The following is a 23,613-nucleotide window of genomic DNA, read 5'->3' as shown; positions in this document are numbered from 1 at the left end:
GCATGAACGACCCAGAGAGGGTGTGCCACGCCGCCGGGTGTCGAGGAGATATCCACCAGGAGCCACTGTACGTTTCACCACTGACAAGATTGCCGCAGAGCCAGGGAAGGCTTGCGGGGGGACCTACGGAGGCATCCAAAGGGCCTGCAGGCTTCGGCATCCGGGTGCTCCACCCGGAGCCAGCCCGCTTTGTCTCGCCTGACCTCGGTGCCGGGAAGGCAGCGCCGGCATCTTTCAGGGCCGAGACGCGCAATGTCGCTGCACTGTTATATGTTTACGAAGGATTGAAATTGGGGGGAAAGTGGAATTTGAAGTTGTGCCACCGGGGCCGCAGCTCATGGAGTCTATGAGGGCAGTGGGCTATTCGCTGAAGACGGCCATCGCTGATGTCATCGACAACTCGATCACAGCCAAGGCGACAGCGATTGACATCCGCTTCAGCGCAGAACCGGGTAATACCTTCGTATCGATCAGCGACAACGGGACCGGCATGGATGCCGCCGGGGTGCGCCACGCAATGAAACTCGCCGGCCATGACGCACGGTCGACCAGAAACGCCGGGGATCTTGGCCGGTTCGGTCTCGGTCTGAAGACGGCCTCGCTCTCCCAGTGCCGGGTCCTGACACTGATCAGCAAACGGAACGGAACCCTGGTGGGGGTCCAGTGGAATCTTGACCGGCTGGCCGAGTCAGGCCAGTGGCAGCTGTATATCCTTTCCCAGGATGACCTCTCTAAGCTCACACACACCCGATATCTGGAGGACAAGGCGTCGGGGACTGTCGTCCTGTGGGAAGAAATCGACCTTTCGGATCCCGACCATGCCAGGTTCACCGAAGATTTCACGGCCAAAATGGCTGCTGCCAGGGAACATCTTTCCCTCATTTATCACCGGTTCCTCGAAGGCGAAGACGGGCACAAGCTCAGCATCAGTCTGAATCTGGAAGACATCGAGCCCGCGGACCCATTCCTGACCCACAACAGGGCGACCCAACGAGGACACAAGGAAATCATCCGCGTCGAGGGCGGGGAGATCACCTTCCGGCCCTACACGCTGCCTTTCATCAATAAGATGTCCGTCAAAGACCGGAGCCAGGCACAAGCCAACGGCCCGCTTAGAGACAACCAAGGGTTCTATATTTACCGGGCCAAACGACTGGTGATCTGGGGAACGTGGTTCCGGCTGGTTCCCCGAGGCGAGCTGGGAAAACTCGCCCGGGTGCAGGTGGACATCCCCAACACCCTCGATCATCTTTGGGCCTTGGACATCAAAAAGTCTGCAGCCAGTCCACCTCCTGCCATTCGGCAGGCGCTGAGACAAGTGATTGATCGGATCATCCAGCCCAGCGAACGTGCGTTCCGGCATAAGGGCGTCATCGACGACTCAGAAGGCAGAATGACGCGTTCATGGCTGGGCCTGAGCAGCAGGGACGGATTCTATTACCAGATCAACCGGGACCACCCTCTGGTAGAAAACCTTGCCGATCAGCTCAATGCCGAGCAATTGCTTGCCCTTGACACTGCGTTGAAAGCCATCGAGTCCTCATTCCCCGTTACCGACGCGTATGTGAAGCTCAGCGGTGACCAACCGCAGAAGTCACCAGACACGACCGAGACGGCCCTGAAAGACCTTGCCGCCGAATACTGGCGGCAATGGTCGGTAGGTGGGGGATCCGCAGCAGATTTCATCAACGGGTTCAAGGCTGCTGAACAGTTCTCCCGGTGCCGGGACATCAATGCCCTACTGACTGAAGTTACTGAACCGGGAGTTACGAAATGATGCATCTTGAGGACATGCGGGCCCAGGAATCAGCTCAGCTGGAGCGGATGTTGAAATCACAGCTCGTTGGTGGTGCTTTGACGGAAGAAATCGTCGACAATAACCTGAGCCTGTTGGCCGGCATGTTCGGAAAGCACCTCGGACCCGATGATCTGGCCGGAATTGCCCAGCGGATTCAGGCCTCCATGGGTGTGTCCATGGACCGCGGGACCGTTTTGACCGGCGAAGGCTATGAGCCGTGGGTGAAGCAACAACGCGGCCAGATCGAATGGCAGCGCTGGACCGCCTACCAGGACTGGCTGGTGAACGAAAAGGGCATCTCTCCGCGCGTAGTGAAGGATATGGGCGTGCTGACCGATGACATCCTTGATCTGGTGGGCGATCCCCACCGGGCTGGTGCATGGAACAGGGTCGGCCTGGTGCTGGGTGATGTCCAGTCCGGCAAGACCGGAACCTATCTCGGACTGTTCAATAAGGCAATCGATGCCGGATACCGGCTGATCGTCGTTCTCGGCGGCCACACCGGCTACCTTCGCCAGCAGACCCAGAAGCGTGTCGACGAAGGCGTTGTGGGGATGTCCAAACCCATGCCGGGCTCCAGACTGGGAACGGATGCGACCCCGGAACGCTATGTGGGTATCGGCGTCAACAATAGGGAACTCGTGGGCCGGGTGGCGGCGAGGACGAGCGTTTGGTCGGACTTCAACGCCGCAACCCAGCGGACATCGATGATCCACGTGGGTAACACGCCGGATCAGACCTTCGTGTTTGTGGTCAAGAAGAACAAGTCCATCCTCCAAAGTCTTGTGAACGAGTTCCAGGAACAGACCGGCGCCAACGGAAAACTCGAACTGCCGATGATCTTGCTCGATGACGAGTCGGACTATGCCTCGGTCGATACGAGCAAGGAAGACGACGATCCGACGGTCATCAACGGCCTTATCCGGGAGCTGCTGACCAAGTTTGAGCGCAGCTCCTACATCGGGTTCTCTGCCACACCCTTTGCCAATATCTTTATTGACAGCGAGGTTGAGGACGATCTGTTCCCGAAGGACTACATCTATGCCCTCCAAGCGCCCTCCAACTATGTGGGGGCGGACAAGGTCTTCAGCCCGGGAGAGGGACATGCAGCCGATCCTGTGGTGAATTTGACCGACGCCGAGGAATTCTTCCCTCCCAAGCACAGGGCGTCACTTTCCGTTCCCGGAATCCCGGAGAGTCTGCGGGAGGCGATCAGGACGTATCTGATCGCCAACGCCATCCGTGATATTCGCGGGGATAAAGATGAGCTGAGGGCCATGCTGGTCAATGTCTCACGATTCATCAACGTTCAGGATCAGGTGCTCACCCATGTCACCAGCGAGCTGACTCATCTTCAGAACACCATCGGCCTCCACTCCAAGACCTACGCCTCAGGCCAACCCAACCTGGTGCTGGACCAGCTCAAAGAGACCTACACCAGGCACTATGCAACGGCTGGCGTCACCTGGGACAAAGTGCTGGCAGAGCTGCCTTCGGCCGTTGCCGACATCACTCCGGTGGTGATCAACTCATCCCTGAACAAGAGACAGACGTCGGAGCCGTTGAGCCAGAAACAGCGGGCACGCCAGATCGTGGTGGGCGGGGACGTCCTGAGCCGCGGGCTGACACTGGACGGGCTCATGGTCAGTTACTTCTTCCGCCATGCCACAGCGACGGACACGCTGCTCCAGATGGCACGGTGGTTTGGCTACCGTGAAGGCTACGAGGATCTTTGCCGGGTCTGGATCACCGCCGAGCAAGCCGACAACTTCGCGTATATCGACCGGTCCGTGAAAGAACTCCGGGCCGATCTGGTCAGCATGCACAACGACGGGTACACGCCGTCCGACTTCGGCGTAGCAGTGCGCAAGCACCCAGGCTCCATGTTGATAACTGCCCGCAACAAAATGAAGTCAGCAACACAGTGGAAGGTACGTGTTTCCTTCTCCGGGAGGTCACCGGAAACAACGAAACTTTCCGCCAGACCCACCCACGTCAAAAACAACTATGCAGCCGTGGAGGGACTGATTAAGGCGGTTGAAGCCGACACCACCGCCGCGTACGTGGCCCGGGACAAGACCCTCAGTCATCGTTGGACTGATGTGGACCGGTTGATGGTTGCCGACTTCCTCGGCAAATTCACGGCGCACCTGAAAGACTTCCAGTTCTCCCCGGCCTTGGAACGCCATGTGCGCTCCGGCTCAGTTCACGACAGCTGGGACGTGGTCATGATGGCAGGAACAGGGAGGTCCCGAACAGATAAGCCCGCCCAGACCCGGAACATCGGGGCCAGGACCATCACTTTGAACCAGCGGACAATCGGGTTGAATGACGAAACGTATGCGGTGGCCGGCAGCAGTCGGCGCCTGGGCGGCCGCAGCGATTTTCGTCTGGTCGCCGATGCCCGGTCCGTGTTGGAGATGGAGAAGAAGTACGCGGAAAACAACACCTCTGCAAACCCGCCGGAGCCCGAATACATCAGGCTTCTGGAGCGGCCCGTCCTCTTTATTTACGGGATGGACCCCGATGAGATAGACGACGAGGGCGCCGGGCACAGAAAGCCGAAAGACCCCATTGTCGCCATCAAGCTGGCATTCCCGCACGCGTCATCTGATCCGTCTGATGAGACCGAGGATGTTGAGTACATGATTACCAAATCGATGCTCCGCAAAATAATGGGTCCAGAGGACCTTGACGGTGTATCCGATGAGTAGGCAGATCCCCGAGAGCGTCCTGGCCTCATGGGACGAACTGCTCCAGCGACAGGAGGGCCGGCAACGGCTGCTGTCCGTTGGGCACCCCCTGAAGATCCATTTCGGGGACGGTGACGCGGGAGAACCCATATTCTTCGTGCGCTCCAAGATCCGGCCGCGGAAACCTGAAATATCGGCAGCTGTCCGGGTGGAGCTAGGTCTACGGCACGACGGGGAGTGGGCCATGACGTTCACCCTGACGGACCTACGCTTCAAGAAGACTTTCATGAGTCTGTGCTGGGATCTTGCAGAACGCAGCAAAGGCGCTTCCTCTGAAGCCGATGGGCTGTCATTATTCGCCGTGGCACTGGGGGAATGGAAGAAGCTGATGACCTTCCACGACTCTGACACCCTTTCACAGTCGCAGGTCCGCGGGCTGATCGCGGAAATGTGGTTCGGATTCGTCTCCGGCCACATTCATGCCCCCGCCGAGCAGATCCAGGAGGCTTGGCAGGGCCCCTTGGGAAGTGATCAGGACTATAAGTTTGTGGATCACGTATATGAGGTCAAATCGGTTCATACGGACTCCACAACGGTGCGGATTTCCTCGGCCGAGCAGTTGGATGCGCCATCCATGAACCTCGTTCTGGTGACCCTGACCGAAACCCCGGTGAAGGTAGCAGGGTCCTGGACCCTGGTGGACCTTATCCGCCATGTGGAGGACATCCACGCCGGCGACCTGTCCAGTCTGGAACGGTTGACCTTCAAACTGGAGCAAAAACTCCGGGTTGATAAGAGCAATCCTTACTACGCCGAACACCACTACCTTCCCGTGGGCTACCGGGGTTTTACGGTCTCCCCTGACTTCCCCGCCGTGCGTGCCTCCAAGATTCCCACTGACGTAGTGGATGTCTCCTACAGCATCAAGATCCCTGCCCTAAACAATTTCTTGACGTTCACCGTCCCCTCAGACGAATCAATATCCGTTCCCGACCCCGGAGCCATCAGCCTGTGAACATTGAAGAATTCCACCTGAGCCTTAAGTCCGACGTGCGGGCGCGGGCCGAATCGGAAAATGATTTCGCCGCCGGCGCCTTCGCCAACCTGATGTCCGAGCGGCTTTCGGACGTCGAAGAGATCGACAACCTTCAGGTATTCCACTATGAAGGCCTAGGCTCCAAACGTCAGAACCTAGCCATTGACGGATTCGACCTAGACGACGCTGACGGCCAGATTTCTCTGGCCGTGGTCGACTGGCGCGACTCCGAAGACATCGCTGTCCTTTCCACTCCGGATGCCAAGAAGCGGCTCAAGTCCCTTGAATACTTCCTCACAGAGTCCGTTCAGAACTTCCTCGAAGACGCACTTGAGGAAAGCTCCGTGGCCTACCAGCTCGCCCGGGACCTCCGCTCGCGCGGGCGCAACGTCAGCCGCTATCGCCTGTATGTTCTGACCGATGCGCGCACGAGCGACCGGATGAAGGACGTGGTCAGCTCCGAACTCAACGGTGTCCCCATCGAGTATCACATTTGGGACCTGCAGCGGCTTCACCAGATCCAGGAGTCCAACAGTGGCCGGTCAGAAATCGAAATTGATCTTGAGCAATGGCTCCCCAACGGCCTGCCCGTCCTAAAGACCGAGGGCAAAAGCCAGGACTTCGTAACCTACCTCGCATCGGTCCCCGGCGACGTGGTCGCGGACCTCTACGGCCAGTACGGAAGCCGTTTGCTCGAAAGCAACGTGCGCAGCTACCTCAGCGCCCGCGGCATGGTCAATAAAGGCATCAAGACAACAGCTCTTTCCAAACCGGAAATGTTCCTAGCTTACAACAACGGCATCACCGCAACCGCAACAGCGGTGGCGGTCGACTCCTCATCAGACATGCCGGTCCTCCGCGGGATCCACAACCTGCAGATTGTCAACGGCGGCCAGACCACCGCATCCCTGTACAACCTGCGGAAAGACACGTCCCCCAAACCGGACCTGTCCGACATCTTCGTCCAAATGAAACTCATCGTTGTCGACTCCGCCAAGGCAGAGGAAATCGTTCCGGATGTCTCCCGCTATGCAAACAGCCAGAACAAGGTTAGCGCAGCAGACTTCTTCTCGAACAGCGCGTTCCACCGCCGTATCGAGGAGCTTTCCCGGCGCGTCGTGGCACCGGCTCTGGCGGGCAAGTCGTATCAAACATACTGGTTCTATGAGCGGACCCGGGGACAGTACCTGAACGAAAAGTCACGTGGCGGCGCTGCACAGGCAAGGGCCTTTGAGGCTCGCAATCCGAAGAACCAAGTGATGACGAAAACGGATGTGGCAAAGTTTGAGCTTTCGTGGCAGCAGAAGCCCCACATCGTCAGCCAAGGCGCCCAAAAGAACTTCATGGCCTTCGCAAACTCCGTGGCGGACACCTGGGAACGATCAGAGTCGGACTTCAACGAGCTCTACTTCAAGAGCGTCGTCGCCCGGGCCATCATGTTCAACACAATCCGCGCGGATATCGCTAAAGCAGAGTGGTACGACAAGGGCTACCTGGCCAATATTGTCACCTACACCGTGGCGAAAATCGCCCGTGAAATCGAGAAACAGGGCCAGGGGCACCTGCTGGACTTCAACACGGTGTGGGCGACCCAGTCGCTGCCCAAACCCGTCCGTGATTTTGCCGTCCAAACAGGCAGGCTGGTCCTTGGAATACTCAACTCTCCCGATCGTCCCGTCAACAACGTCACGGAGTGGGCCAAACGTGCTGAGTGCTGGAACCTCGTTGAGCAGATTCCCATCCGCTTCCCGGAAACGTTCATGAGTGCACTGGTTTCCCCCACGAAGCAGATCGACCGCCAGCGTCAAGCTGCCGCTACCCAAAAAATAGACAACGGAATCAACGCAACCATGAAAGTACTGCAGATCCCGCCAACAGCATGGGCAGAAGCCATCAGCTACGGGCAGCAGCACCGCGCGTTCACCGAAAAGGAACTCGGCGTCCTTAAACTCGTTGCCAAGCCAACCCCGGCCATCCCCACAGACCGCCAAAGCGCCGTCATCCTCGGGGCCCTGCAGAAAATACAGGACCTCGGATTCACCAATATATGAGCCGCCCAGAGGCAATCCCAAGCTAGCGCGGAAACACAAACGTGAACCGGATAAAGGCCACCATGACCTTCCCTACTTTCGAGCGCTTCAAAACCACCCAGTCAGGCGCAGGTCGGACCATGTGTCGGTAGCCGCCCCGTGGAGCTGCAGGCCGAGTACTGGAACCGCCGTGAAGCTTAGGGTGGTCCGCCGCGGATGTCATCTTTTGCGGATGTTCCGGGCTCCGGGTGGGCGGCCGCGCTTCCTACCGTCGCGCCAGCGGGGAAGGACCGTGTTCAATTGTGTTTCTTTCTCAGCGTCCAATTCGTTGCGGCGGTATTTCATGCGTTGGATGTGAAGCCACATGCCAAGGACCCGTTCTTCTTCGGTGTCGGTCTTCTTGTGGCGGGGCCAGTCGTTCCCGGCGGCCATGTAGGCGGTGAGCTCGTACAGGCGCCGTGTCCAACGTGCTTCGTCGTTGGACGTGCGGGTGCGTTGCGCCCATCCGGGGATCTCTTGGAGGGCGTCGCTGTAGGTGGGGGAGAGGGTGCCACGGTCGTGGTCCTGGCGTCGTCGGAGGAGCCAGGTGGCCAGGGCCCGTTCACGTGCTGAGGGGGACTTGGACGAGGGAAGCCGGCCTTCGGACTTGAACAGGGCGATGGTGTCGGTGAGGTTTCGCAGCCCCTCTGTCGTGACCCGGGTCGACGGTGTGGGGCGGGCGGCGTTGTGGTGGTCACCCCGAATCGAGGGTTCCGCCGCGGCAGCGATGGCCAGATGGTAGCGGACGGTGCTTTGGGCGGCGCCCGTAGTGACGGCGATTTGGGCGGTGGTGAGGCCTTGCCGGTACATCTGGACCCATTCCGGGTGCGGGGCTGTCCGCTTCTGTTCGGGCATACCGCTCAGGCTTCCGTGTGGAGGTCGATCAGCTTGGTATCCCCGGGTTGAGCGGCCTCAAGGGCCACCTTGGCGTTGTCGTAGCTGTCCCCTTCTGCGGGTGCGTGGTCGATATTGCCGTCGGCCATCTGTAGTATTCGGGTGATTTCCACTGGATCAGCCTAATTGGCTCACTGGGTCCCCGGAGCCTGTGCCCCGGAGCCCTCCCAAAAGTGGTGCAGGCCCAGTATCTGGCAACAGAGACCTTGGCCGCACCCCGGCTCGGTTTGCCGAGGGGCAATTATCCAGACGGCAAAGTAGTTGTGCGGAATCTTCAGCTTCATAGCGGCTCAAGGCATCGGACACGTGGTGTAGGTGCCGCTGGCTATACTGTTGGCCCCATCGCGGAGGTGGAACCGTATCAGGAACGTCACAAATGCTATGTAGATGACGTTCATATTCGCTTGAGCAACGCCCTGCAGGTGCTCCGTGGGCAATCGAAAGTTTGTCAATCTTAATGCTCCTCTTTACGTCACCCCAAGTTTGAGGTTATGGCAATGCCCTTGTTCTCCCCGTAAATCTTCCACATGGCGGCAGATTCGTGCTCCAAGGCATTCCAGCACGAAATATACGTTGAGTCCCTCATGCGTGAATGCCGGAAAAGTTCGCGGTTCTGGTCGGCTAGCAGGAAATACGAAGGGGCCCGATCTCGCTAAGGGAACAGGTGGATCGGGGATTCGACACCCTCGTCAACCGCGGCGACACGGCGGTGACGTGCTGGTACACCCGTAGTAGTCCCGAGTGCACCGCCTCAGTTCCGGAGGGCGGCACAGCGAAGCCCCCAGCTGATCAGCCGGGGGCTTCGCGAACTTCCTCTGAGTTTTATTTGGCTGCCACGAATACCTTGTCACCAAACATGCCCGCCCTGACGGCGAGAACGCCTTGAGACGCGGTGGCCGACGGCACTTCAAAAGCCTTGTTCCCTGTTGCCGAGCCGCCCTTAAAGAGCGCGTTCGAGCTGATGGGATCCGGTTCTACGACGGGCTTGTCGTAGCTGTTCACAGTCCTGCCGTCCGCTGTCACGTATTCGACTGACACGAACGAAGGCGTCTGCCCGTTGGCGTCATCGCCGATGTAGGTGACCGAGTAGTTCACGAGGATATACTCCGAACCCGCGGCAGGCGGGTCGTTGAATTGGTTGGCAGCGACAACAGCGCCTGTGGCAGCAAGGGTGACCGAGTTGACCACAACGCGCCAGTCCTTGGACTCAATGACCGAGCCGATCGGATGTGGGGTCTCGCGGGTCCCGGTTTTGGCAGCGGGAGCGTCCGCTGCCCCGCCGTTAGTGGCGCCTGTATCCCCGGACGGTGCTACAACTTTCGTGTCGCCGCTGCCGAATGCATTGCTGGCCGCCGACCCGACGACGGAGAAAAATACGACGAAGCCGACAATTGTTCCAACGATTGACAGGATCAAGGCAGTGATGCCCATGCCCTTGGGTTTGTCTTTAAGGAACAGAGAAACGAGAGCCAGAACGAATGCGATCGGCAGCAGAATCCAGCCAACGATCAGGGCTCCGGGCATGCAGGCGAAGATGAACCCGAGCGCTGCTGCGATGAGGGCGATGAGCCCCAGTATGTTCAACGGCTTTTTAGCCTTCGCCGGCTGATGCGGGAGGGTCTGCGTTGACGCCTCGTGATCAGCCTGCGCGAGAGATGGGTTGTTGGGCGAAGTCTGCTGTGAGCCCGCCCCAGGGAACTCTGGTGTTGTCATGGCTCAAATATGGCAGACGCAAAAGGTTTTTGGGTCTTACGACAATACGTAATCCCAAATATGACAAGCCTGAGTGGCATCTTGCGTGTTAGTTACAAAGACTGTGTATTGTTGAAACTCTAACTAAAGTACCTTTGGCTGCGTTTAGCGCGGAGTTTAGGCTTGCAGACGGGCCCGGGGCCGGAACTTAAATCATCGGACATCACGTCGTTCAGCACCGGCATGACCTACTGCAACCGGTGCTTCAGCAGCAGCGAGAGGATGTTGGCGCCGTCGTGCAGGCGCCGCGGGCTGTGCTGGTCCGTGTTGATGCCCAGCGCCATGGAGAGGTGCCACGAAGCTGGCAGGTCGTCGTGGATCCGAGGGCGCCGCTGAATCTTGATGACGGCATCATAGAATCGTTAACTTCGTGACAAGAAAGTGTTGGCTAAGACCCGCGAGAGTTTCGGGAGTCGAAATGCTCCTGCCAAGAACGCCCCGCTGCGCGCGGCACGCCCGCGAAAAGCTCACGCCCCAGGTGAGGATGGAGCCATGGCAAAGCGCAAACGCGGCCTAACAGCCGTGACCTACAAACAGACCGTATTCGTGCCGGTGATCCAAAGTTCATCCTCTTGAAGCAGATGAGGCTCCGGTACGCCGGAGCGTGTCGGCTGTGTGCCGGGTCGCTGCCGGCCGGGACACAAGCGATCTACGAAAGCGAGACGAAGACCGTCCGCTGCTTGGAATGTGCCACCGAGGCTCCGGAAAACCGGCCTCCCGAACTCGAGCCACCCGCTGATGAGTCGTTGTCCTCTGACTCTGGAGTAGCCGGTTCGTCCGCCCGCCGGGAATATGAGCGCCGAAAGGCGAAGGACGAGGAGAAGCTCCGCGAGAAGTGGGGTCGCTTCGGTGGCCTTGCCGTCGCCCTCTCGGACGAGAGGCAACCCACCAAAGCCTGGGATCGGGGCGCGATCGGTGAGGAACGCCTCGGCGCTCGGCTGAATGCCATGGGCTCAGCCGGCCTGGCTGTCCTCCACGACCGGCGCATCCCGGGCTCGAAGGCCAACATCGACCACATCGCCATCACTCCCGGTGGGATCTGGGTTATTGACGCCAAGCGGTACAAGGGCCGGCCTGAACTGAAGATCGAAGGTGGCATCCTTCGCCCACGCGTTGAGAAGCTTCTCGTTGGCCGGCGTGACTGCACGAAACTGGTGGACGGGGTGCTCAAACAGGTCGACGTCGTGCGCGACCTCGTCGGGGACGTCCCTGTCACCGGGGCACTGTGCTTCGTCGAAGCGGACTGGCCCCTAATCGGGGGCTCGTTCTCGACTCGTGGCGTTCACGTTCTCTGGCCGAAACGACTAACCAAAGTGCTGACAGAGCAACCAGCCGGCGACGTTGATGTGGCGCAGATGCGTGAGGCGGTAGCGTCGCACTTCAGGCCTGCGTGACGTCAAGTGGGGAAATTCGTTGGTGCAGGCCTAGGAAGGACGACGGCGGGAGGCAAGTCCCGCCGTCGTTCTTCTGGCACTGCCCGCTGGCCACTGCCCGGGCAGCCGGGAACAAATCAAGGGACTTTCCCCCTATCCAGCCGGGCCATCTGCGCGGAAGATTAGCCCATGAAAAAGCTTGTGCTGGCGAGTCTCGCCGCCCTTCTCCTGGTTATTGGCACCCTCGTGGGCGGTGTCGTCCCAGGCAATGCCGCGCCGGACCCGGCCATCACGGCAGGGCAGATCCTGGTCAAGTTCCGCGACAACGCCGCGGCCGCAGCCGTCCTCCGCCCGCACGGGCTTACCGATGGGCCCGACGTCGGCAGCACCGGCGCGCACCTGCTTACCGTGCCGGCAGGGAAGGAGCTGCAGCTCGTCGAAGCCCTGGGCCGGAACCCGATGGTGGAATATGCCGAACCGGACTACGTGGTCTCTCCGGCCTCAGACGACACCTACTTCCTGCGCCAGTACGCGCTGCAGAATACAGGCCAGTCATTTACGAACACTGACGGTACGGTGACCGTGGCTGCGGGCACATCTGACGCCGACGTGGACGCCGTCGAAGCCTGGACCGTCACTACCGGTACCGGGATCCGGGTTGCTGTCCTCGATTCCGGCGTCGCCATGGACAACCCCGACATCAACCCGAAGGTCGTGGCACGGACTAACTTCACCACGTCCAGAAGCAACGACGACAACTACGGCCATGGCACACATGTCGCCGGAATCGTCGCGGCCACCGCCAACAACGGCATTGGCGTCGCCGGCGTGTGCCCGGGGTGCAGGATCCTGGCTGGAAAAATCCTCAGCGACACAGGTGCAGGGTCCAGCGCAGGCCTGGCGAACGGCATCAACTGGGCCGTCAAGAATGGTGCGCAGGTCATCAACATGAGCCTGGTGGTTGGCGCGTCAACCACCCTGGAAACCGCTGTGAACAACGCCTGGAACGCGGGTGTGGTGCTGGTTGCCGCAGCCGGCAACGGGGGAAACACCAGCATGAATTACCCGGCCGCGTACCCCAATGTCATTTCTGTGGGGGCAACCGACAATAAGGACAAGAAGGCGTCGTTCTCCACCTACGGAACGTGGGTGGACGTGGCAGCGCCGGGTGTCAGCGTCTACTCCACCTTCCCCAACCACAGGTTCACCCTCGCCAGGGAATACAACCGTTCCCAGGGGTATGACATCGGCAGCGGCACCTCGATGGCGTCACCGATTGTTGCCGCAGTCGCCGCGCTCGCCCGCAGCGCCAACCCCGGCGGCACCAACTCGGACATCCGCGCCAAGGTGGAATCCACCACCGACGCAGTTGGCGCCATCGGCACTGACTGGGCCCATGGCAGGGTGAACGCCTGCAGAGCGGTCGGGGCGCTAGGTTGTTGACCCTTCCGGCGGCGTGGAGCCCGTTGTAGGGTCGTGGCGTGATTGTCCCGGATATCTCCCAGAACGCCGTGGCGGTGGCGGATCACTACGACGAGCTCGATCCCATCTATCGCCGGGTGTGGGGGGAGCATGTCCATCACGGGCTCTGGGTGACGGGCCGAGAGACGCCCGGTGAGGCTGTCGAGGCGCTGGTAGACACCGTCGGCGATCGGTTGGGCCTCAGGCCCGGCCAGGCGTGCGTCGACATCGGCTGCGGTTACGGCTCCACCGCACGGCGCCTTGCGGTGACACGTGGGGTCCGCGTCACCGGCTTCACGCTGTCCGCTGAGCAGGCCCGCTACGCCGCCGTGCCTCCGGTTCCCGGCGTCGATGTCCAGGTCCGCGACTGGCTCGGCAACGGGCTGTCCGACGCCTCGGCCGATGCCGCCTGGGCGATCGAGTCGAGCGAGCACATGGTGGATAAGCCCAGGTTCTTCGCCGAGGCGCACCGCGTGTTGGCGCCCGGGGGCCGCTTCGTCATCTGTGCGTGGCTCGCCGAGACCGGTGCTCGAGGCTGGAAGGTCCACCACCTGCTCGAGCCGATCTGCCGCGAGGGGCGCCTGCCCTCGATGGGCACGCGAGAGGAGTACGAGGCGATGGCCATGTCGGCGGGCTTTACGGTCACCGGCTATGAGGATGTCAGCCGCCGCGTCGCCCGCACCTGGCCCATCTGCGCTCGCCGGCTCGTGAAGGCCCTGCTCGTCGACCGCGAGACACGCCGTCTGGCCCTCGGCGCACGCAACCGCAACTCGTTTCTGGGCATTCCTCGCCTGATCCTGGCCTACCGCACCGGTGCCATGCGCTACGGGATCTTCACGCTCACCAGGGTTGGGGAGAACGGGGCGGCACCTGATCGCACGCCCGCTTGACGCACTGCCTCACGGCAGCGGCCGCCGTTCGCCCCCGCTGACGGAGGACGACGGCGGCAGGTTGTCCCGTCGTCGTCGTTCCATCCGCTGCTGCTGGCCGGGAGACGGATCCGGGCGGGTAACCATGAGCACGTTGGCCCGGTGCGGACAAGGTGCTGGAAGCAGTCCGTGCGAGAATGGCGCCATGACCCACGAGCAGCACCCATCCGCCGCGCCGGAACTGGACCGCACCGCCCACCCCGCATTCGAAGCCGCGTATCAGGCCGCCCGGAAGAGCCTGGCCGAGGGCGGCATCCCCATAGGGGCGGCGCTCGCCCGGGACGGCGTGGTCATTGCCAGCGGGCACAACGAGCGGGTCCAGAACGCCGATCCGATTGCCCACGGAGAAATGTCGGCGCTCCGCGCCGCTGGCCGGCAGAAGAGCTACCGGGACACCACGCTCTACACCACCCTCGCCCCGTGCGCCATGTGCGCCGGAACCATCGTGCAGTTCAAAATTCCCCGCGTGGTGGTGGGTGAGGCACGCACGTTCGACGGCGAGCTGGAGCTCCTGCGGACCCGCGGGGTTGAGGTGGTGGTCCTGGATGATCAGCGTTCCGTAGACATGATGCGCACCTTCCAGTCCGACAACCCGGACCTCTGGGCAGAGGACATCGCCGAGTAGGCCCGCAGTACACTGGCGTTCATGGTCTCCCGTATCAGCGAACTGGTCCTCAACTGCTCCGATCCGGAACTCCTCGCAGGGTTCTGGAGAGGGGTCCTCGGATATGTCGAGCTGGGCCGGGAGGACGGTGCCATTGAGATCGGCCCCCCGGACGCCGGGTTCGGCGGCCTGCAGCCAACCATCATCCTGAGCCCGAGCAGCAACCCGCACACCGGACGCCTCCCCCTGCACATCGACGTCAACCCGGTGGACCGGGACCAGGACGCCGAGCTGGAACGCTTGCTTGCCCTTGGGGCCCGCCCGGCCGACGTCGGGCAGACAGGCAGCGAGCAGTGGCACGTCCTGGCTGACCCTGAAGGCAACGAGTTCTGCCTCCTGCGCAAGCGGCTTGAACCCTGACCGGGCGCCGGGGCTAACCCAAACAAGCCCCTTCCCACGTCCCGCCAGCCGTCCCAGGGCCTCGACTGGTTCAGTCGCCGCGGCCACGGGCGACGCGGCAGCGTGTTGGCGGTCAGGACGCTGCCGCCCTTCTGGGGTAGATAGCATGCTGACATGCCACATGCATCCGGAACCTCGACGACGATAGAACCGTTGAGCGCCGGAGTCAGTTCGGAACTGCTGACTTTCGAACGAGACAACCGCGAATATTTCGCGGAGTGGGTGCAGGACCGCGGTGACGACTACTTCTTACAGTTCCAGGCGCGCCATCAGTTGCTCCTGGATGAACAATCAGCGGGAGGCTGTTTCTTCTTCGTCGTGCGGGACGAAACGAACCGGATGGTGGGGCGGGTCAACCTGGTCGATGTCGGGGATGGTTCGCCCTCACTCGGTACCGCATCGCTCGGGACGCAGCGGGCCTTGGACATGCCGGACGAGCGGTCAGGTTGGTGATTGCTTTTGCGAGCGGGCATGGATTGCAGACCATCAACGCGATGACGACGCTCGCCAATGCTGGATCACAGCGCGTCTTGGTGCGGGCGGGCTTTGGCAGAGTCGCAGGTAGCCCGAAGACGGTCTTGCAGAACGGCGTCGAGCACAAGCTATTGCACTACACGCTCGATCTAAACTCTCATGGCTAACTTCACCGATGACGACCAATTAGGGCCGCAGCTTGTCATTTGGTTACCTCAATAGTTGTCCGGTGAGGTGGACGGCGCCGCTCCAGCCCATGGTTGCAGTAGTGGGGCTCAGGGTGCCGTTGGCACGCGGGTAGCGGTTGATGCCAGGCCCCGAATTGTAGTCTCCTGCGCGGATCCGAATTCGTCGGACACGGATTCCCGGGCCCGCTGGAGCCCTGCGATCAGACGGGGATACGAGCCCGCGCAGTGCGCAGGCCCAAACTCTGGCGTTCTCACTCCAGCCGCCAGGGGTGTCCATCGCCGACGGATGTCCGACCGGAGTGGACCATCAGCTCGACGAGCATCTCCTTTGAATCGACGTAGCGGTAGAGCGCGGCGGAAGCCCTGTCAGCCGCCGGGTGAGACCGTATGGAGTCCGGCTTGAGTTGCTGCCCTCACAAGCTCCTTGTCGAACGCGACCAGGGCCTGCGTTTCAAGCCTGATCGCCGCGGCAAGGTGGATCGCGTCGCCGCTGCGCAGTCTTCCCGGGAGGGCCGCCGCATACAGGAGGTCCGAGCGCGTCAGGTCCACCAGGTTCAATGCGTCAAGGACAGCGTTGACCAGTTCCGGCGGCAGGCCGCGGCGGTTGGCGGCACAGTGCAGTTCCGTGTGGAGGAGCATTGAGGCTACAAGCCGATCACCCCGCTGCCCCGGCTTCTGAAAGGAAATCGGCGGTGGGACCGGATTCCGGTTCCTCGACCACCAGCTTCAAGGCGGCCGACGTGTCCACGTAGACGATCATCGGTTGCCGCGGAGGTCAGCGATCATCTCTGCCGTGCCGGCGTCAGAAGCCACACGCTGCAGCAACCGGAAGTCGACAGGGCTCTGCGCTGCCTGTCGAACGCCGCCGGACTTGAGCAGGCGCTCGAAGGGTGAGGCTGCTGGCGGAATCAGGGTGGCTGCAATTTCACCATTATTCGTGACATCGATGGTCTCGCCGTTCTTGACCCGCTCCAGAATCTTGCTGCTCTGGTTTCGTAATTCGCGGTGGGGAATTGTAGTCATGCCGCACCTCCGTAGCAATCGTAGCATTCTGCACTTCAACGCAATCGGATACCTTCGAGCGCCCACTCCCACCGGATCAGCTCCTGCTCCAGCCGGACGGCCGGGCCAAACGCGCCATTCCCCAGCGCCTGGTACAGCGCCAATTCCTCTTCCGTCAGCCGCGTCAGGTCAGCGGTGGAGGGCTGCGGCTCGTTGCCCCACACGTCCCGGTGCTCCAGCAGCGTGGCCTCATCCATCAGGACGCTCACCACGTGCGGGTGCACTGCCCTGAGCTCATCCAGGATCCGGAAGCCGTGGGTATCCAGGTCACCCCAGTACAGGACTTCGCACTCACGCAGCCAGGCGGCGTCGCGCAGGGACGAGAATCCGTACCCCCCGCCGTAGATCGCCAGCGAGCCCGGACGCTCCGGCAGGGCCAGGAAGTTCACCAGGTTTTCTGTGACGATCACTGATGCCACGGGCAGCCGCAGCGAGCCGAACGCCGCCGCCGTGATGGTGACGTCCCGCGCACCGCCGAGCAGGGGTACAGCAGGGTCCAGCATCCGGAACCTGACCAGTTCGGGCGGATGCACGAATCCGTGCCGGGCAGCGAAACGGGCGGCGGGTGTGCGCGCTGCCGACTGCCCCAGCAGGGCATCCAGTTCCGCCGGGACGTCCGGCAGGTCCCCGCCAACGGGCGGCGCCTCCGCGAGAGCCGGCGAACGCAAACACTCCGCCAGTTCATCGATTACCCTCCGGTGGTTCTCGATGAACTTGGTGTGCACACCGGGCAGGCTGAGCTGCCGGACGTAAACCCCTGGAGCAGGATTGTCACGCAGCCACAGCGCCACCCGCCCGGCCGTCAGCGCATCGGCCCCGAGTTCCAGCAGCCTGAGCGGCCGCCGCAGCACCCACTGACGAAAAGCGGGGTCCAGGGCCGCCATGCCCTCGGCAAGCTCCGTGAACCGGGCAGCGTCCTTTGTCTTTCCAACGAACCCAATCTCATCCCGGGCCGCCGCAAACACCGCAGCGGCGGGCAGCCGGTTGGAACCGATCGTGCTCCGGCCCACCTCCACGGTCTCCAGGCTGAACGGACCGGCGGCGGCAAACAGCTCACCTGCCCACGCACCTGCTGCAGCGTAGTCACGGAGGAGGGCCGCCGCCGTCGGACGCTTCAACGGACGACGCCGGGGGTACAGTCCCGTGGGTTCGAGCAGCTCCCGCAGGAGCGAACCGCTGCTCCACGCCTTCAGCGACAGGGCCCGCAGGTCCGCCAGCGTGGTCCAGGAGTCAGCGGGCATACTGCTCCTTCTCCTCGCGGTACTCCTGGATGGTCATGTTGCGCAGCTGCGAATCGTCGCCGTTGGTGTTCGCCACGAACCCCACGTGCGAGACGAACGGCTCGATCACGTGGATCTTCTGCAGGGGAGTGACGATCAGCAGCTGCAGCTTCATCCGCTGGAACAGCTCCAGTCCATACCGGGCGGACTCATCCGAGCCGCGGCCGAACGCCTCGTCAATCACCACGAACCGGAAGCTCCTGCCGCTGCCGGCGTTCCGGCCCGCCCCCTTGCCGGACCCCAGCCCGAACTGGAACGCCAGGGCCGCCGCCAGGATGGTGTACGCCAGCTTCTCCTTCTGCCCGCCGGACTTGCCGCCCGAATCCGTGAAGTGCTCGTACTCCTCGCCGGTCTCCGTCCACTTCTCCGACGCCGAGAACGTGAACCAGTTCCGCACGTCGGTCACCTTCGCCGTCCACTTCCGGTCCAGGTCCGTCAGCCCTTCCCGGCCGCGGAACCGGTCAATCAGCCGCTCCACCTGCAGGTACTTCTGCTCCGAGTACTGGTCCGTCTCGCCGATGGTCCCCTCCGAGCACGCGCGCAGGTCGCTGCCGAACTCGCGCACGTCCTGGTCCGATGTGGCCTGGTGCTCCAGCTGGATATGCCGGCCCGTGTTGTACGGAATGCCCGCCAGAGACTCGTTGATCTCGCCGATCCGGTCCATGATGTTCTGCCGCCGGCTGTCCAAGAACGCATTGAACGCCACCACCTCGCGGATGGTGTTCTGGTTCAGCAGATCCTTGAACTGATTCTCGAACCGGGGCAGGTCGTTGCCCACCAGCTGCTCCAGCAGCCGGTTGTAGTCCGCCGCGGCCTCCAGTGCAGCGTCGACGTCCGTGGTTTCGTTCGGGTACTTGTTGCGGAAGTCCGCCATCTGCCGGACCGTGCTCTCCGCCGCACGGGCGATCCGCTTGGACAGTGCGTCGATGGTGTCCGTCAGGCCGCTCCGCACGGTGCTTTCCACGGTGGCCGTGTTCTTGTAGGTGAGCGGTTTGTCCCCGAGCGCTGCCTCGGCGAGGCGTCCGACGGCGGCCAGCACCCCGGCGTCGTCCGTCACCGGCGTTTCACCCAGGAGAGCCCGGCACTCCTCGATTGCCTCCGCGATGTCCCGCGCGTCCTTCTCGTTGGCGCCCAGCCGCTCCCGCAGCTTGCCCGCCTTCTCCTCCAGCCGCTCCAGCTCCATGGTGACCTGTTGTTGCTTGGCCATCAGCTGCTGCAGGACGTCGCTGGTGGTTTCCAGGGCCCGCTTCTCGGCTTTCAGGTCCTCGATGCTGCGGGCCGTGGCCTGCCAGCTGATTTCGCCGAACTCCGTGACGGAACGGACGGTGCCCAGCTGCTGGTTGTGCCGGCCCAACGCCCCCAGTTGCTGGTTGACGCGGTCCAGCTGGCCGGCCACCACCTTCAGGGTGCCCTGCACCTCGTCCAGGTCGGCGCGGAACCCGGCGATCTTGTCGTGGTTGTCCCAGCCCAGCACGTAATTGCGCCGGTCAGCCAGGTCCTTGCGGTCGTCCTTCTCGTGCCGGCCGCGGCCGCCTTTGAGCTGGCCGTTGGCCGTCAGCGCCTTCGGGTAGCGGCGGAAATCGGCCAGGTTCTCGCAGCAGAAGTAGTCGAACCGGCTGCTGAGCTCGTCCTGCAGGAAGTCCCGGAACGGGGTGCCCTGCTTGATGGCGATCTTCGCCGCGAGCGTCCCCGGCTCAGCGGCCCTGGGCGCAGGGGACTCGCCGATCCTCAGGTACACCAGCCGGCCGCGCAGGTTGTTTGTGTCCACCCAGCTGCTGACCGCGGCGTAGTGCTCCGCCGGGACCAGGAGCGAGAGGGCGAACCCGCGGAGGGTCCGCTCGGCAGCGCCCTCCCACGCGGCCTCGCCGTCCCGGACCTTGAGCAGCTCACCCACGTAGGGCAGGTCGCTGTCCGGGATCCCGGTGCCTTCGCAGAGCCGGCGGCGGATATCCAGCTGGGGGAGCGGAATCAGGTTGCGCCGGGCCTGCAGGCTGGTGAGCTCCGCTTTGATCTCCCCGGACCTGGCCGAGTGTTCAGCCTGCTGCATGGACAGCGTGGTGCGCTGTTCGTGCAACGCGTCCGATCTCGCTGCCAGGTCCTGTTCCACCCCGGCGATTCCCGCCCGGTTCGCGTCGAAGAGGACACGGTCCTCCGGGGCCTGCAGGCCGAGGTCCGCGGCGGCGGCGGAGTAGGCCTCGAACCGCTGCCGCTGCTCGGCGGACTTGGCGGCCAAAGCGGCCAGCTCGGCGTCGATCGCTGCGAGCCGGCCGCCGCCGTTGGTGCGGATGTCCTCCTCCACCCCGGCCAGGTCCCGGCGCAGCTGCTTGATCTCCCCGTTCAGCCGGGCCGAGTCCTCCTTGAGCCGGACGCCCGTCTGTTCCAGCTCTGTTTGGTGCTCCAGGCTCAGCTGCAGCTTCCGGTCCGTGAACCAGGGGTGCAGCTGGTCGCGCTGTGTGCGGGCCAGTTCGTCCTCGGCGGTCAGCCCGGCATGCAGCGCGGCGCCGTCCCTGATGGGGGTCAGCAGGGCGATCTGGTCCTTGGCGCGGAGGACGGCGTCGTGGGCTTTCTTCAGGTCGTCAAAGTGGTGGATCAGGTTGGTGATCCGGGTGGCGACATCGTCCTCCTCGAGCATGTTGCTGCGCACGAACGAGGTGATGTTCTCCACCTGCTTCATGGACACCGTGCGGTGGAACAGCTCCATGGCCTGGTTGCCGCTGATCCCGAACTGGCGCTTGAACGCCGCCGAGTACGGCTCGAAGGAATCATGGACCGAGGCCCCGGCGGCGCGCAGCTTCTTCTTCAGCTTAAGCGGGTCCTGGCCGAAGTTGCTGAAGTCCGCGGCGATGCTCTGGTCCGTCTCCGCAAGCGAATAGAAGCGGTTCGGCTGCCCCGCCTCCTGCGTGGCCCACAGCGTGATGCCCAGGGTGACCCACTTGCCCAGCACAGCGTTGTGGAAGACGCCCAGCACCACGGTCAGCTGGCCGGTGGCGCGCAAAGGTACCGGCTTGGAGTACTCCCCGCCGGCGCTCCGGGCGCTCTTGTGGAAGCCCCGGACGTACGACAACAGGGAGCGTTCCTTCTTCTGCGCGCCCGCGGCCTTGTTGTACTCGATTTTGTGCGCCGGAAACAGCAGCGTGGTGATCGCATCCACCACGGTGGACTTGCCGGAGCCGATGTCGCCGGTGAGCAGGCTGTTCGCCGCGTCCAGCCGGAACGTGCGCACCCCCTGGTGGAACGTGCCCCAATTGAGCAGCTCCAGGCGGTGCAGCCGGAAGCCCGGGGGAGTGCCGCCGTCGGCCGCTGTTTCATCCAGACTGAACAGGCTCTCCTGCAGGTCCGTGCCCAAGTCCGCCGTCACTGGTCTTCCCCTTTCCCTGCTGCTCCGCCGGCGGCCGCCGGAGCGGGCGGCTCCCCGGCGAGCGTTGCGCGGTAGTCAGCCAGCCGCGCGTCGAACTCTTCCAGCCACTGCGCATCCACGTACGCCTTCAGGATCCGGGCCACCTCGTAGGTGTCCGACTGCCCCTTGAGCTTGCGCAGGAAGCCGAGCTCCAGCACCTTCTTGATGTCCGTGCCCAGCCGGTCCAGGACGCGGGCCTCGTTGCTGGATTCGGGCAGGAACACCGAGACCATGTCCGCGATTTCCTGTTCGGTCATGATGAGCCGGACCTCGCTGCTGTTGATGTCGAACTCCATCATGCGCCGGCGGAGCAGGGCCAGCAGGAGGCTGACATTGAAGGTCAGGGAGCGGCGGGCGATGAGCCGGGGGAGCGTGCCGTCCGGATCATCCTTGGACCGCAGGAACGCGTAGCCCTCGGATTCGTCCAGGACCAGGTCCAGGCCCAGCACCGAGACGTAGTCGCGCATGTGCGAGGTCAGCCCGAGCAGGGACTGCCACAGCTTCTCATCGTTCTCCGCGTACAAGACGCCTTTGAAGAGCCGGGTGACGACGGCGGGAAGCTCCTCCGGCGTGCGGGTTTCAGTGTCAGCTGTGGTGGGGGTGGCGGGGTTCATGCCGGCCTTCCGAAGATGATCTGTTCGATGGTGGCTTCGCGGACGGTGCCGTCCGGCAGTTGCCAGGACAGCTGCTGGGACTGTTCCGGGTTGATGGTGGCCCAGTCGGATTCGGTGGCCAACTGGTAGTACCCCACCACTTCCGCCAGGCCCTGGGAGAGCGGGTACGCGTCCGTGACTTCGGCGAGGGTGGCCTGCTCGGCCTCGGCCAGCATGGCGTCAATGTTGGCCCGCAGGCGTTCCTTGTCCACGAAGAACTGGGCGAACAGGGCCGAGGCGTCCACGTCGGCGTCGTCGGCCGTTTCCACGGTGTCGTCCACCAGCACCTTGCGGCTGGGCTCATAGAGGGGCCGTTCGAAGGGCAGCACCACGTCCACGGAGGGCGCGTCAATCTCCATGAAGGCGCCCGACGGCGGTGCCTCCCGGGTGCCCAGCGCACCGGATTCGATGCTGCGGATCAGCTGCATGATGCGTTTGTTCTCCAGGAACACCTTGTCGTCCAGGAGCCGGCGCATCTGCTGGGACAGCTGGCGGACCGTTGCCTGCGTCTGCTCGACGGCGGGCAGCCAGTCCTGGTGGAGGGTGGCCACCGCGTTGAGGCTGTCCGTTTTGGCCAGGGCTTCGATTTGGGTTGCTCTCTGCAGGAGGTCCTGCAGCTCGGTGCGGAGCTGGGGCGACATCAGGTAGTCCCAGAACCCCTGGAAGGTGCGGCCCTGGAGGGAACTGCTGATGTCCTGCTGGTTGTCGAAGATCGATTCCAGCAGTTCACCCTGGGTGCCGTCCCAGGTGGCGATCTGCTCGCGCACCTGCCGGTCCAGTTTGCGGAAGTTCTGCTCCACCTCACGGAAATCGGAGAGCAGGTCCTTGGCCAGAGCGGTGAGCTGCTGGAGGTGGTCCAGGGCTTCGGGGCCGGTCATGACGCGGATGTTGCCGTCGCGGATCCGCTGCATCTCGGCGTCGATCCCGTCCCGCTGGCGCTGCAGCTCAGCGAGCCGCACCTCCGGGTCCGTCTCAGACTGCTGTACCAGCTGCTTCAGCACCGCGAAGATGCTGGTGAGCCTGGATTGGGTTGCGACGAAGTCCCGCCCGCGCAGGTTCTCCACCCAGCGAACCACATCCTCCGCGGCCGCCGTGAGGTCGTAGTGGGGTTCGTCCTTACCGGGAACGTAGTACTTCCTGAGCCACTGGCGTTCGTCGGCCGCCCAGTCATCCAGGTATTCACCTGCGGCGCGGGGGAACCTGTCCTCGCCTTCGCTGTCCCGGAGACCGAACAGCACATCATCCAGGACGTCGATCAGCTCCTGCCGGCCCAGGTTGCGCTGGTTGGGTGCGGTGAACGCGGCCATGAAAAACGTCAGGGCCAGAGGAGCGTTCTGGGCACGGAGCAGTGACCAGCCTGCATGGTTCTCCCGCAGGGAATTGATGGCGTAGAAGTCCATTGGGGTCCCGTGTTTGGTGCGTCACGTCGTCGGCTTTCACTCTAGGCGATTGGCCCCTGGTCAGGGACCACCGGCCGTGTCCCGGGTTGAC

Annotated in this window: 20 protein-coding genes; 11 read left to right on the top strand and 9 right to left on the bottom strand. The window is 62.9% G+C overall.

From position 1 onward, the window contains the following. The first annotated feature begins 301 nt into the window (after window positions 1–301). The 4 genes from AC1DIM_RS04875 to AC1DIM_RS04860 are packed head-to-tail and all read left to right on the top strand — an operon-like array spanning window position 302 to window position 7,578. Entirely contained in the window at window positions 302–1,777 is a 1,476-nt protein-coding gene (locus AC1DIM_RS04875) for an ATP-binding protein (protein ID WP_477709364.1), read from the top strand. After that, window positions 1,774–4,512, top strand: a complete 2,739-nt coding sequence (locus AC1DIM_RS04870; RefSeq protein WP_477709363.1) for a Z1 domain-containing protein — start codon at window positions 1,774–1,776, stop codon at window positions 4,510–4,512. The genes AC1DIM_RS04875 and AC1DIM_RS04870 overlap by 4 nt, the downstream gene beginning before the upstream one ends. Further along, the gene (locus tag AC1DIM_RS04865) at window positions 4,505–5,506 is read left to right on the top strand and encodes a PD-(D/E)XK motif protein (RefSeq protein WP_477709362.1); all 1,002 of its coding nucleotides are present in this window, start codon (window positions 4,505–4,507) and stop codon (window positions 5,504–5,506) included. Before AC1DIM_RS04870 ends, AC1DIM_RS04865 begins: the two co-directional genes overlap by 8 nt. After that, complete coding sequence (locus tag AC1DIM_RS04860) at window positions 5,503–7,578, top strand: AIPR family protein (RefSeq protein WP_477709361.1); 2,076 nt, start codon at window positions 5,503–5,505, stop codon at window positions 7,576–7,578. Before AC1DIM_RS04865 ends, AC1DIM_RS04860 begins: the two co-directional genes overlap by 4 nt. Window positions 7,579–7,776: 198 nt before the next feature. Here the strand turns inward: AC1DIM_RS04860 and AC1DIM_RS04855 are convergent, their stop codons facing one another. The 3 genes from AC1DIM_RS04855 to AC1DIM_RS04845 form a co-directional block, all read right to left on the bottom strand. Then, window positions 7,777–8,451, bottom strand: coding sequence for a helicase associated domain-containing protein (locus AC1DIM_RS04855; RefSeq protein WP_477709360.1), 675 nt, complete (start codon window positions 8,449–8,451; stop codon window positions 7,777–7,779). 5 nt (window positions 8,452–8,456) lie between these two features. Further along, window positions 8,457–8,603: a hypothetical protein gene (locus AC1DIM_RS04850; protein ID WP_477709359.1), complete on the bottom strand. Its 147-nt coding sequence runs from the start codon at window positions 8,601–8,603 to the stop codon at window positions 8,457–8,459. Window positions 8,604–9,312: 709 nt separating this feature from the next. Next, window positions 9,313–10,203, bottom strand: coding sequence for a DUF4352 domain-containing protein (locus tag AC1DIM_RS04845; RefSeq protein WP_477709358.1), 891 nt, complete (start codon window positions 10,201–10,203; stop codon window positions 9,313–9,315). Between the two features lie 719 nt (window positions 10,204–10,922). Here AC1DIM_RS04845 and AC1DIM_RS04840 point away from each other — a divergent pair. The 7 genes from AC1DIM_RS04840 to AC1DIM_RS04810 all read left to right on the top strand — a co-directional run bounded on the left by AC1DIM_RS04840 (window position 10,923) and on the right by AC1DIM_RS04810 (window position 15,709). Then, on the top strand, window positions 10,923–11,636 hold the full coding sequence (locus tag AC1DIM_RS04840) for a nuclease-related domain-containing protein (protein WP_477709357.1): 714 nt from the start codon (window positions 10,923–10,925) through the stop codon (window positions 11,634–11,636). Window positions 11,637–11,804: 168 nt separating this feature from the next. Next, complete coding sequence (locus AC1DIM_RS04835) at window positions 11,805–13,058, top strand: S8 family serine peptidase (protein WP_477709356.1); 1,254 nt, start codon at window positions 11,805–11,807, stop codon at window positions 13,056–13,058. A gap of 38 nt (window positions 13,059–13,096) precedes the next feature. Next, a complete protein-coding gene (locus AC1DIM_RS04830) occupies window positions 13,097–13,966 on the top strand; it encodes a class I SAM-dependent methyltransferase (RefSeq protein WP_477709355.1) in 870 nt (289 codons plus the stop codon). 184 nt (window positions 13,967–14,150) lie between these two features. Then, a complete protein-coding gene (locus AC1DIM_RS04825) occupies window positions 14,151–14,630 on the top strand; it encodes a nucleoside deaminase (RefSeq protein ID WP_477709354.1) in 480 nt (159 codons plus the stop codon). A gap of 21 nt (window positions 14,631–14,651) precedes the next feature. After that, entirely contained in the window at window positions 14,652–15,029 is a 378-nt protein-coding gene (locus tag AC1DIM_RS04820; protein WP_477709353.1) for a VOC family protein, read from the top strand. 153 nt (window positions 15,030–15,182) lie between these two features. Continuing rightward, window positions 15,183–15,521 carry a hypothetical protein gene (locus AC1DIM_RS04815; RefSeq protein WP_477709352.1) on the top strand — a complete coding sequence of 113 codons (339 nt, stop codon included), beginning with the start codon at window positions 15,183–15,185 and terminating at the stop codon, window positions 15,519–15,521. Then, window positions 15,515–15,709, top strand: coding sequence for a hypothetical protein (locus AC1DIM_RS04810; protein ID WP_477709351.1), 195 nt, complete (start codon window positions 15,515–15,517; stop codon window positions 15,707–15,709). The genes AC1DIM_RS04815 and AC1DIM_RS04810 overlap by 7 nt, the downstream gene beginning before the upstream one ends. A gap of 387 nt (window positions 15,710–16,096) precedes the next feature. Here the strand turns inward: AC1DIM_RS04810 and AC1DIM_RS04805 are convergent, their stop codons facing one another. The 6 genes from AC1DIM_RS04805 to AC1DIM_RS04780 form a co-directional block, all read right to left on the bottom strand. Continuing rightward, complete coding sequence (locus AC1DIM_RS04805) at window positions 16,097–16,369, bottom strand: PIN domain-containing protein (RefSeq protein WP_477709350.1); 273 nt, start codon at window positions 16,367–16,369, stop codon at window positions 16,097–16,099. A 117-nt stretch (window positions 16,370–16,486) separates the two neighbouring features. Beyond that, window positions 16,487–16,753, bottom strand: a complete 267-nt coding sequence (locus AC1DIM_RS04800) for a type II toxin-antitoxin system Phd/YefM family antitoxin (protein ID WP_477709349.1) — start codon at window positions 16,751–16,753, stop codon at window positions 16,487–16,489. Window positions 16,754–16,788: 35 nt separating this feature from the next. Beyond that, a complete protein-coding gene (locus AC1DIM_RS04795; protein WP_477709348.1) occupies window positions 16,789–18,033 on the bottom strand; it encodes a Wadjet anti-phage system protein JetD domain-containing protein in 1,245 nt (414 codons plus the stop codon). Further along, a complete protein-coding gene (locus AC1DIM_RS04790) occupies window positions 18,023–21,430 on the bottom strand; it encodes an ATP-binding protein (RefSeq protein WP_477709347.1) in 3,408 nt (1,135 codons plus the stop codon). The genes AC1DIM_RS04795 and AC1DIM_RS04790 overlap by 11 nt, the downstream gene beginning before the upstream one ends. Beyond that, complete coding sequence (locus AC1DIM_RS04785; RefSeq protein ID WP_477709346.1) at window positions 21,427–22,083, bottom strand: DUF4194 domain-containing protein; 657 nt, start codon at window positions 22,081–22,083, stop codon at window positions 21,427–21,429. The genes AC1DIM_RS04790 and AC1DIM_RS04785 overlap by 4 nt, the downstream gene beginning before the upstream one ends. Further along, on the bottom strand, window positions 22,080–23,522 hold the full coding sequence (locus tag AC1DIM_RS04780) for a DUF3375 domain-containing protein (RefSeq protein ID WP_477709345.1): 1,443 nt from the start codon (window positions 23,520–23,522) through the stop codon (window positions 22,080–22,082). The genes AC1DIM_RS04785 and AC1DIM_RS04780 overlap by 4 nt, the downstream gene beginning before the upstream one ends. Between the last annotated feature and the right edge of the window lie 91 nt (window positions 23,523–23,613).

The organism is Pseudarthrobacter sp. 01T43 (genome assembly GCF_056398665.1).
This window is presented reverse-complemented; position numbering and strand designations above follow the sequence as displayed.